This is a genomic window from Corallococcus sp. AB049A (assembly GCF_003668885.1).
In the GTDB taxonomy this organism is placed as follows: Bacteria; Myxococcota; Myxococcia; order Myxococcales; family Myxococcaceae; genus Corallococcus; species Corallococcus interemptor.
This window is the reverse complement of record NZ_RAWL01000317.1, coordinates 1-10,388: the sequence shown is the minus strand read 5'-3', so window position 1 is coordinate 10,388 and position 10,388 is coordinate 1. Positions and strand designations below refer to the sequence as shown.

The following is a 10,388-nucleotide window of genomic DNA, read 5'->3' as shown; positions in this document are numbered from 1 at the left end:
CGCCTCAAGCCCTTCCCCCCTTGCCCGCCCGTCACGCCGAACCGCGTGCGTCCGGGACACGGCGGCCTCCAGCCGCCCAAGAGCGGACACGTGCGCCAGGATCCCTCCGGGCCGGGCGGCCAGGGCGTCGTCGTGGATGTCTTTGATCCGAACCGGGTGGCGATGTTCTCCGCCCCGCAGCCCACCCAGAGCCTGGTGGGCAATCCGCACACGGCGAAGGGAGACCCGAGCGGGACGACTGGAGGCCGCGGCGTCGTCGTCGGGACGATGCTCGAGTTCCTGCGGATGCTCCGGCGGGCCGGCATCCCCATCGGGCCCCCGGGGACGCCTCCCCCGAATCCCTACACCTGACGCGCGGGAAGCAGCACCAGGCCGTCCTTCGCGAAGCGCACCACCTCCGCGTGGACGTCCTGCGCGGACATTCCCGTGGCCTGGACGACGGCCTCTTCCGACAGGCCCTCCACGGCCATCTTCAGCACCAGCAGCGCGGGCGGAGTGGCCTCCATGTAGAAGGTCACCAGCCGCTCCGGGTGGCGCCAGAGCAGCGCCAGTTCCTCGCCCTCCACGGGCGCTGCTTCCGCGCCCCGGGACCGCACGAACGCGCAGAGCCGGTAGGGCTGCTCCAGCACCATGAGCGTGGGGTTGGGCGTCAGGCGGTCCACCGCGTCCGGGAGGTCCTCCTCGGAGGCGAACACCGCGAAGTCCGTCCATTCGAAGCGCGCGAGCGCGGGCAGGAACGGCGGCAGTCCCGTTGGGGTGGCGGCGTCCGCGACGAAGGGCGCGAAGCCCTCGCCCAGGCGGTTGAGCTCGTAGTGCCGCGCGGGACGCGTGCGGGTGTAGTCATCCACCAGCGTGTCCCACGCTTCCGGCGTCAGCGCCTTGCGCGTCAGCGGGAAGAGCTTCTCCAGCGTGGAGCGCACGTGGCCGCGCACGAACTGGCCGTAGAGCGCCATGCGCTCCGGATCCACGTTCCAGCCCGGGTGCGACGCGGACAGCTTCAACAGGCCCTCCGCTCCCGGCGGCCCGGCGAGGTACGCGTCCATGCTGTCGAAGAAGTGCTTCAGCGACGGCTTCATCGCGCACCCTCCGCGAGCACGGCGCGCGCCAGGTCGGCCTCGTCCAGCACGGCGTCCAGGGACGGGATGCCCTGGTCCCACTCCATCAGCGTGGACACCGGGCCGGTGCGCTCCAGCGTGTAGCGGTACAGCGCCCATACGTCGTCGCAGACGCGGTCGCCGTGCGTGTCGACGAGGACCGTCTCGCGCACGTCGTGGCCGGCCAGGTGGATCTGCACCACGCGCTCCAGGGGCAGCGCGTCCACGAAGGCGCGCGGGTCGTAGCCGTGGTTCTTCGCGTTGACCCAGACGTTGTTCACGTCCAGCAGCAGGCCGCAGTCCGCGGCCTCCACCACCTGGCGCAGGAAGTCCGCCTCCTTCAGCGTGCCGCCCGGCATGGCCGCGTAGTAGCTGGGGTTCTCCAGGAGGAAGGGGCGCTCCACTCGCGCCATGACTTCGCGCACGCGCGGCACCACGTGCTCCACCGCGGCCTCCGTGAAGGGCAGCGGCAACAGGTCATGCAGGTGCACGCCGCCCAGGCGCGAGTAGCACAGGTGGTCCGAGAAGAACGGCGCGTCCAGGCGCTTCACCAGCGCGGCCAGGCGGGTGACGTAGTCGTCATCCAGCGCGTCCGGCCCGCCGATGTTGAGGCCCACGCCGTGCGGCAGCAGCGTCCAGCGCTCGCGGCACGCGTCCAGGGCGCGCTGGGAGCGGCCGCCCAGCGTGAGGAAGTTCTCCGGGATGATCTCCACCCAGTCCAGCGCGCGCGCCGTGCGCGGCAGCGCTTCGTAGAAGTCGCGTCGCAGCCCGATGCCCGCCCCCAGTGGCTTCAACCCATGGCGCTCTGCGTAGCGGGGGGACGGCATGCGGCGCTTCTCCTGTGAGACGGGTGGATACAACACGGGCGGCAGGAAGAACGCTTCCCGCCGCCCGCGAGCCTGGGAGGAGACCTGACGCGCAGGCCCTCCCGAGGGGATGACTACTTCTTGCCGCTGCAGGAACCGGCGCCGCAGGAGCCGGCGCCGCAGCTGCCCTCGGCGCCCTTCTCCGGGGTCGCGGCGGGGGCGGCGGCGGGAGCAGCACCGTCGGCCGGGGCCGCGCTGGACTCGGAGGCCTCGGGGGCGCCCGGCGTCGCGGCGTGCACCTTGCTGCCCTCGGCCGCCTTGTTGGACGCACAGCCGGTGGCCAGCGCGCCGAGGGACAGGGTGCCGACAACCGCCGCAAGAGCCTTCACGTTCATGGGGTGCTTCCTTTCGTACCGCGTGGGGGTGTGACTACGGGGGGACAACGGACCTCATCTACGAATGCCGCGAACCTCGCGGATGCATGCGATACGCGACATCCAGGAATCGGTTACGGCGCGACGTCCAGTGCTTCACGCAACGCACTGCCCGGCGCAGCATGGAGCTGGACGCCACCTGGGTCAATCTTGACGCCAAGGTCTTCCAGCAAAGGCTTCAGCTCCGCGAAGGCAGGCTTCGGCAGGTGGCGGGCGAGCAGCGCGTCGAACAGCGGCTGGCCCGCGACCGTGTCCACGGCTTCTCCGAAGCTCTTGAGCGTCGCGGTGGGGCCCCGCGTGGCGAGCAGTTCAAGCACGTCATCCAGACGCGCGCGGCCGTTCGTCACGCGCCTCAGCTCCACGTCCAGATGGAGCGCGAAGAGCGCGCCGGTCCAGTAGATGCCCATGTAGTTCCCCTCCTCGGCGACGACCTCCTTCATGGGGCGTGAGCGCGCGGCGGCCTGGCCTCGCGCGAAGCCGTTCGCCAGCTCCTGCCAGGCCTGCTGGGACGTCTGGCGTCCGGAGCGCACGCGCGCGAGCTCCGTGTAGTAGGTGGCCAGCCCCTCGGTGAGCCAGGCCTCCCGCGGCACCAACGGGGGATGCGTCAGGTGCAGCAGCTCGTGGATGGCCACCCAGTCGCGGGAGAAGGACGCGGCGGTGGCGTCCTGGCCCACGAGGATGGAGATGCTGGGCGGTGAGCTCCACTGGGTCATGCCGAAGTCGCCGGGCGTGGACTTGCCGGGGATGGGCACGACGCGCACGGTGATGCGCGGGTACGGGAACGCCTTGCGCACGGTGAGTACTTCACGCCCGGCCTGTTCGAGCCACGCGCAGACCTCCGCGTCCTTCAGGTGCGTGAAGCGGCCCAGCAGCGCGACCTCCAGCACGGACTCGCCGACGTGCGCCTGGCACCGCCTGCCGCCGAAGGCGTGGAAGCCCGCGTCGATGAGGTCCTCGCCGCGCAGATGGTAGACGCCCTTGTCATCGGGCTGCCAGGGCAGGAGCGCGTCCGTGCCGGACACGGTGAGGTCCGCCCGCATGTCGGGAGTCACCTCGCGAGGGGTCAGCAGGTAGGCCTTGCCGGCCACGTGCCACGCGTCCCCCTCCCCCATGCCTCCGAACAGGTGCCGGCCGCCGCCCCCACGGGAGAATGCCAACGGGTAGTGATAGCGGATGACGCGCGTCCCCCTGGGGACCTGCACCGCGCCGCCCGTCTGGGGGAAGAACTCGAACCGGGTGCCATCCTCGGCCGTGGCCACCAGGGACTCCACCCGCCCCGGCTGCCGGAAGAGGAAGTTGAGCGGATACGCCCGCGGAACCGACCCCTGGAACGACCGTGGGAGGAAGACCTCCACGTTCAGGCGCGGCGTGGGGTCGTTCGTGTAGAGGATGTTGTAGCGGAGGGGTTCCGCTTCGTCCCACGGAGCCGCGAGGGGCGAGGAGGCACAGGCCCCCAGCATGAACGCGAGGCAGAGCAGCCCCGCGCGAGTCATCCACGTCTTCATTGCGTCCCCTCGGTCTGTCTCAGTGGGGCTTCTTTGGCGCGGCGCCAGCCTGGCGCTTCCGGGGCGAGTCCTTCTTCACCTCCCCCGCGGCGAGCAGCGCGCGCGCCGCGTCCAGAATCTCTCCCGCCAGCGGCTGCGTGGCGGTGGCCCGCGCGAGCGTCATCGCGCCGAAGCACAGCGCCACCGTGGCCAGCATCTGTTGCCGGGGCGTGGCGCCCTCGCGCGCGGGCAGCTGCACCTGGGCCTGGCCCACCAGCTCTTCCAGCCCCCGCCCGAACGCGGCCTGCACCTCCGGCGTCGCGCGCGTCAGGTCCGACAGGAGCGACGGCATCATGCACGCGGTCTCCCCCGTGTCCCGGTCGTACTGGTTCAGGTAGCGCCGCGCGAAGCGCTCCAGGAACTCCGTCCCCCGCACGTCTCCCAGGCCCGCGAGCCAGCGCGTCCGGTTCGCGTTCATGAAGGCGCGCAGGGACTCCGCGAGCAGCGACTCCTTGGAGGCGAAGTGCGCGTAGAAGCCGCCCACCGTCAGGCCCGCGGCGCGCATCACCCGCTCCACGCTCGCACCGCTGAAGCCCTCCGCGCGGAACAGCTTCTCCGCCGCCGCGAGGATGCGCGCGTGCGTGGCCTGCTTGTGTTCAGCGGTGTAGCGCATCGCCCCTACTCCTTGCCGCCCGCGCCCGGCGGCCGGAACACCATGCACGTCGTGGTGCCGTGCGCGTAGAGCGTGCCCTTGTCGTCCACCAGCCGCCCCTGCGCCGTCGCCACGCGGCCGCCCAGGTGGATGACCTCGCCCGTGCACAACAGCTGTCCCGTGTCGTGCGCGATGCCCTTCACGTAGTTCACGTGAAGCTCCAGCGTCGTGTAGCCCGCGCCCACCGGCAGCATCGTGTGGATGGCGCACCCCATGGCGGAGTCCATCAGCGTCGCGGCCAGCCCGCCGTGCACCATGCCAATGGGGTTGTAGTGGTGCTCCCCAGGCTTCACCGCGAACACCACCCGCCCCTCCTCCACCTCCACCGGAGAGAAGCCCATCAGCTCCGCGATGGGCGGCGCCGGCAATTCCCCGCGCTGGATGGCGCGCAGGTACTCCAGCCCCGACAGCCGCTTCGCCGCGGAGGCGCCCTCCCGGGGGTCCCTCCACGTCACCGTCCGCGTGCGCGGATTCTCAGCCTGCTCGCTCATCGGGGCTCCCTTGGACTTGAACTGATGGAAGGATGTTCATAATACCATCCCGTTCAATGCTTGGGGTCAAGGAGCTCGTGATGGGACAGCGGCGCGTCGTCGTGACGGGAATGGGGCTCATCAGCCCGTGTGGCATTGGCGTGGAGAAGAGCTGGGACGCGCTGGTCAACGGCCGGAGCGGCGTGGGCCCCATCACCCTCTTCGACGCGAGCGCGCTCGACTGCCGCTTCGCCGGCGAGGTGAAGGGCTTCAACCCGGAGGACTACATCGAGCGGCGCGAGGTGCGCCGCATGGACCGCTTCGCGCAGTTCGCGGTGGCCGCGTCGGACATGGCCCTCCAGGACTCCGGGCTGGTCATCACGGAGGAGAACGCGGAGCGCGTGGCGGTCGTCGTGGGCTCCGGCATTGGCGGCATCAGCAGCCTGGAGGAGACGCACAAGAAGGCGCTGGAGAAGGGGCCGGACCGGATCAGCTCCTTCTTCATCCTCCAGATGATCATCAACATGGCGCCCGGCTACATCTCCATGCGCCACGGCATCAAGGGCCCGTCCTGGTCCACCAACTCCGCGTGCTCCACCAGCGCGCACGCCATCGGTGAAGCGATGCGCGGCATCCAGCGCGGCGAGTTCGACGTGGCGCTGGCCGGCGGCGCGGAGGCCCCCATCTCCATGCTGGGCGTGGGCGGCTTCGCCGCGATGAAGGCCCTGTCCAACCGCAACGACGCGCCCCAGGCGGCCAGCCGCCCGTTCGACAAGGACCGGGACGGCTTCGTGCTCGCCGAGGGCGCGGGCCTCCTCATCCTGGAGGAGTACGAGCACGCCCGCGCCCGGGGCGCCCGCATCCTCGCGGAGCTCACCGGCTATGGCGCCAGCTCCGACGCGTACCACGTCACCTCGCCCGCGCCCGGCCACGCGGGCGCCCAGCGCGCGATGAAGGCCGCGCTGAAGGACGCGCGCCTCAACCCCGCGGACATCGGCTACCTCAACGCCCACGGCACCTCCACGGACATCGGCGACGTGCTGGAGATGGAGGGCATCGCCAGGGTGTTCGGCGACGCGGCGAACCAGCTGGCCATCTCCTCCACCAAGTCCATGACGGGCCACATGAACGGCGCGGCCGGCGCGGCGGAGGCGGTCATCAGCATCCTCGCCCTCACCCGAGGCGTGCTGCCCCCCACCATCAACCTGGAGAACCAGGACCCGCGCATCCTCCTGGACTGCGTGCCCAACACCGCCCGTGAAACACGCGTGGACGCCGTGATGAGCAACTCGTTCGGCTTCGGCGGCACCAACGTCGCGCTCGTGTTCCAGCGGCTCCCTGAGTCCCGTTAATCCTCTGTAAAAATTCTGGCGCTTTTTACTGACTTTTCCCCAGTGCCTGTCGCGGCGCGTCAGTCAAGGGTTGACAGCGCGGGTCCCGGGCGCCACCGCCGCACACCGGGACCGCCTGAAAGCACCGTGATTACATGGGATTACGTCCCTGTAAGGCCAGGGTGGAGGCAGTCAACCCTTCGCGCGTCGCCTGCGGGACAGCGCTGCGGCGATCCGAAAACGTTGATTGCAAATCGGTAAATCGGTTTGCAGAGTGGATCCAGAGACCCGGCGTTTGGAGCGCGCCTTCTAACGCGGCCCGCCGGGGGTTGGAGCCATGAACAACGACAACGCTCTGAACGCGAACGTGGGGCTGAAGCTTCGAGGCCTGCGCTTGCAACGCAACATCAAGCAGGCGGACGCCGCGAAGGACCTGGGTGTCTCGCCCGCGTATCTGAACCTCATTGAAAAGGGCAAGCGCGTGATGCCCTTCCCGCTCCTGTGGAAGGCGCTGCGCTACTTCGAGCAGGACCCCGAGCAGTTCATGTCCACGCTGGGCGAGGGCCGCGTGGACGAGGCCCTGGCGAAGCTGCTGGATGAACCGCTGCTCAAGAGCCTGGACATCGACTCGGAGTCGCTCCAGTCGCTGTCCGCGGAGCCGAAGCTGGCCGGCACCGTCGCCGCGCTGTTCAACCTCTACAAGAACACGCGCACGCAGCTGGAGAACGTGCTCGCGCAGCTCAACGTGGAGGAGCGCACGCGCACGCAGGGCTCCACCTCCGGGCTGGGCGGCACGACGCCGGGCGTCCGCTTCGACTACTCGCCCTTCGACGAGGTCAGCGACTTCCTGGAGAAGCACCGCAACTACTTCCCGGAGCTGGAGGAGCAGGCGGAAGGCCTGCGCCGGGACTTCCGCCTGGAGCAGCAGCTCACCAGCAGCCAGCTCATCCGCATGCTGGAGGAGCGGTTCGACTTCAAGGTCCAGATTGAGCGCGCGGCCAGCGGTTCGTCCGTGGTGCGCCGGTTGGACCTGGACGCGCGCACGCTCACGCTGTCCCCGGACCTCACGGAGCAGCCGCTGAAGTTCCAGGTGGCCGCGTCCATGGGCCTGATGGTGATGGACCGCGAGAAGCTGGTGGAGCGCATCCTGGGCGCGGGCCGCATGCGGCACGGCGAGACGGAGCGCCTCATCAAGGTCAACCTGGCGAACTACTTCGCCGGCGCGCTGATGCTGCCCTACGGCGAGTTCTTCAAGGAGGTGCAGCGCACGCGCTACGACGTGGAGCTGCTCTCCAACATCTTCGGCACCACCTACGAGACGGTGGCCCACCGCATCTGCAACCTGTCCGACCCCAAGCGCCAGGGCCTGCCCTTCCACTTCCTGCGCGCGGACATCGCGGGGAACATCTCCAAGCGCTACAGCGGCACCGGCATCCGCTTCGCTTCCGGCGGCGGCTCCTGCGCGAAGTGGGCGGTGCACCTGGCGTTCCTGAACCCGTCCCAGATCACGCGCCAGTACTCCATCATGCCGGACGGCACGACGTACTTCTGCTTCGCGAAGGTGCAGCTGCAGCCCATTGAAGGCTCCATCGTGAAGGGCACGGCGTACTCCATTGGCCTGGGCACGCACGCGGAGAACGCGAAGTACCTGGCGTACGGCCTGCCCACCAACGACCTGCGCAAGGACGCCATCCCCAGCGGCATCTCCTGCCGCTTCTGCGAGCGCACGGACTGCAACCAGCGCGCGGCGGCCAGCTACCGCTTCGCGTTCGCCTTCGACGAGTACACGAAGAAGGACTGCTTCTTCTCCCCGCTGCTGGTCCACGAGAAGGAGAAGGCCGAGCGCAACGGAAACGCGGAAGCCGATGGCAACGGCGCTGAAGGGGGCGAGAAGCACGATTCGCTGGACAGGGCCGCCCGCCGCCGCAAGGTTCACGAGAACTGACATGCACCCGTCCGACAACGAACGCGCCCACATCGCCGACGCCATCCAGAAGCAGAAGAACGCGCTCGCCCCGCTGCGCATCACCGGCTCGCCCTCCGAGGTAGGCCAGGGGCTGGTGGCGCTGGCGGAGCTGTACGGGATGCTGGAGGACCACGCCGCGAGCCGCGAGCACTACGAGGAGGCCTATGGCTTCTTCAAGACCGCGGGGAACAAGGCCGGCCAGGCGCAGGCCCTCTTCGGCCTGGGCGTGGTGAAGGCCTACTTCGAGGATCACAAGGGCGCCATCGAGCACATGGCCACCGCCGCCCTGCTCTTCAACGAGTCGCGCGACCGAGAGGGCGAGGCGCTCACCCGCGCCTGCATCGGTGAGTCCCTGCGCGCCATGGGCGAGGTGGACGGCGCCGAGGAGAAGTACCAGGAGGCGCTCATCCTCTACCGCCAGACGCGCAACAACGAGCGCATCGCGCGGCTGCTCCTGGACATTGGCGACCTGCGCATGGCCAAGGGCGAGTACGAGCCCGCCCGCAAGCGCTTCCTGGAGGCCGTGCCGCTGCTGGAGCAGGGCGAGGATCCGGACGCGCTCGCGCTGGGGCACCTGCTGCTGGGTGAGTCCGAGGGCCTGCTGGGCCACCACGACAACGCGCGGCCGCACCTGTTGCGCGCGGTGGACGTGTACGGGGAGCTGCACGACCACGTCTACGAGGCCCGCGCGCGCTGGGACCTGGGGCTGTCCTGCTACTACCTCCAGGACTACGCCGCGGCCCGCGAGCAGTTCGAGGCCGTGCTGCCCATGTACGAGGACCTGAAGCAGCACGACGAGGTCGCGAAGGTGAAGAACGTCCTCGCGCACTTCGCCGCGCGCGGCGTGTAGCCCCGCGCGCGGTCTTCATTGCGTCCGGCTTCGCGTCAGGCCTGGAAGCCCGCGCCCACCGCCAGCGCGAGCAACCCGATGACGCCCGCGGCGATGGCGGCGTAACGCCACTCGCCGCGCAGGCCCAGCAGGGTTCCCGCCATCGCCAGCCGCGCCACCGGCGTCACCAGCAGCATGGACGCCGCGCCCTTGCGCAGCAGGTCGATGGCCACGTGCACGGACTCGTCGCGCGGCAGCGCTTCCAGCGCGAGCGACGTGACGAACATGCACCCGCTGGTGATGGCCCCGGTGCGCAGCACGCGGGCAATCCATCGCTCTCCGGCGGCGAGCCTTCGGGCCCCCCGGCGCTCGCGTGGGAGCGCCTCCGGCTGGGTGATGGGTTCCCGCGGCAGCTCTTGTGGGAACTCCGCGTCCAGCGCCACCGTCGTCGCCTGCGCGTTGCGACGGGGTGGTCCTGCCTCCGGCACCCTCATCGACGGGTGGACACCGGGTATTTCAGGCTCCGCTTCACTCATTTCCATACGCTCGGCCACAACCCCTCCCCTCCCTTCCACAACATCTGTCCGGCCACGATGAGCAGGACCGCCGCGAAGAGCTTCTTGAGCACGGCGGTCGGCGTCTTCAGCATCAGCTTGCTGCCCACGGATGCTCCGGCCAGCACCCCTACGACCAACGGCGCGACGAGTCCCAGATTCAATTGGCCGCGCCACGCGTACGCGGCGACGCTCGCCGCCCCGGTCACCCCCACCATCAGGTTGCTGGTGGCGCTGGCGACCTTGAAGGGCACGCGCATGCCGTACGTCATCAGCGGCACCTTCAGCGGGCCACCGCCCACGCCCAGCAGCGCGGACAGCCCGCCCGCCACGAAGGAGCCGGAGATGCCCAGCGGGTAGTTGCCGGGGACGTAGTTGGCCGCCGTCGCCGGCTCCTGGACGGGGCGGCGCATCAGCAGCATCTGCAGTGAGACGAAGAGCGTGAAGAGGCCGAACACCACGGCCACCATCGCCTCCGCGACGAAGGCCGCGACGAGCCCGCCGAAGATGGCCCCCATCACCGTGGCCAGCTCCAGCGTGAGCCCCAGCCGCAAATCACTCAGCTTGTTCTCCACGTAGCTGGCGGCGGCGGCGCAGGAGTTGGCCACCACGCACATCAGGCTCGCGGGGACGGCCTGCTCCAGCGGGATTCCGAATCCCAACACCAGGACAGGCACCAGGACGATGCCGCCCCCGATGCCCAGGAGC

12 protein-coding genes are annotated in these 10,388 nt (G+C 69.8%); 4 read left to right on the top strand and 8 right to left on the bottom strand.

Going from position 1 to position 10,388, the window contains the following annotated elements:
• A partial coding sequence (locus D7X55_RS28000) for a hypothetical protein (RefSeq protein ID WP_233610113.1) occupies nt 1-351 on the top strand: 351 nt, incomplete at its 5' end.
• On the opposite strand, the gene D7X55_RS27995 is transcribed toward D7X55_RS28000, so the two are convergent.
• The 6 genes from D7X55_RS27995 to D7X55_RS27970 all read right to left on the bottom strand — a co-directional run bounded on the left by D7X55_RS27995 (nt 342) and on the right by D7X55_RS27970 (nt 5,021).
• A complete protein-coding gene (locus tag D7X55_RS27995; RefSeq protein ID WP_121724649.1) occupies nt 342-1,076 on the bottom strand; it encodes a DUF2063 domain-containing protein in 735 nt (244 codons plus the stop codon). The two genes, D7X55_RS28000 and D7X55_RS27995, sit on opposite strands and share 10 nt — an antisense overlap.
• Nucleotides 1,073-1,921: a DUF692 domain-containing protein gene (locus D7X55_RS27990; protein ID WP_120552143.1), complete on the bottom strand. Its 849-nt coding sequence runs from the start codon at nt 1,919-1,921 to the stop codon at nt 1,073-1,075. The genes D7X55_RS27995 and D7X55_RS27990 overlap by 4 nt, the downstream gene beginning before the upstream one ends.
• A gap of 113 nt (nt 1,922-2,034) precedes the next feature.
• A complete protein-coding gene (locus tag D7X55_RS27985) occupies nt 2,035-2,295 on the bottom strand; it encodes a hypothetical protein (protein WP_120552142.1) in 261 nt (86 codons plus the stop codon).
• 113 nt (nt 2,296-2,408) lie between these two features.
• A complete protein-coding gene (locus D7X55_RS27980; RefSeq protein WP_121724648.1) occupies nt 2,409-3,839 on the bottom strand; it encodes a hypothetical protein in 1,431 nt (476 codons plus the stop codon).
• Between the two features lie 19 nt (nt 3,840-3,858).
• Nucleotides 3,859-4,491, bottom strand: coding sequence for a TetR/AcrR family transcriptional regulator (locus tag D7X55_RS27975; RefSeq protein WP_120552140.1), 633 nt, complete (start codon nt 4,489-4,491; stop codon nt 3,859-3,861).
• Between the two features lie 5 nt (nt 4,492-4,496).
• A complete protein-coding gene (locus D7X55_RS27970; protein ID WP_120552139.1) occupies nt 4,497-5,021 on the bottom strand; it encodes a PaaI family thioesterase in 525 nt (174 codons plus the stop codon).
• Between the two features lie 80 nt (nt 5,022-5,101).
• Between D7X55_RS27970 and fabF the strand changes: the two genes are divergently transcribed.
• The 3 genes from fabF (at nt 5,102) to D7X55_RS27955 (ending at nt 9,147) form a co-directional block, all read left to right on the top strand.
• Nucleotides 5,102-6,352: a beta-ketoacyl-ACP synthase II gene (gene fabF / locus D7X55_RS27965; protein ID WP_121724650.1), complete on the top strand. Its 1,251-nt coding sequence runs from the start codon at nt 5,102-5,104 to the stop codon at nt 6,350-6,352.
• A 316-nt stretch (nt 6,353-6,668) separates the two neighbouring features.
• Nucleotides 6,669-8,276, top strand: a complete 1,608-nt coding sequence (locus D7X55_RS27960; protein WP_120552138.1) for a short-chain fatty acyl-CoA regulator family protein — start codon at nt 6,669-6,671, stop codon at nt 8,274-8,276.
• A gap of 1 nt (nt 8,277) precedes the next feature.
• Entirely contained in the window at nt 8,278-9,147 is an 870-nt protein-coding gene (locus D7X55_RS27955; RefSeq protein ID WP_121724647.1) for a tetratricopeptide repeat protein, read from the top strand.
• Between the two features lie 35 nt (nt 9,148-9,182).
• On the opposite strand, the gene D7X55_RS27950 is transcribed toward D7X55_RS27955, so the two are convergent.
• Together D7X55_RS27950 and D7X55_RS27945 are read right to left on the bottom strand one after the other, a co-directional pair.
• A complete protein-coding gene (locus D7X55_RS27950) occupies nt 9,183-9,662 on the bottom strand; it encodes a hypothetical protein (RefSeq protein WP_370450125.1) in 480 nt (159 codons plus the stop codon).
• On the bottom strand, nt 9,659-10,388 hold a 730-nt coding region (locus tag D7X55_RS27945; RefSeq protein ID WP_147470233.1), incomplete at its 5' end, for a sulfite exporter TauE/SafE family protein. The genes D7X55_RS27950 and D7X55_RS27945, both read right to left, overlap by 4 nt.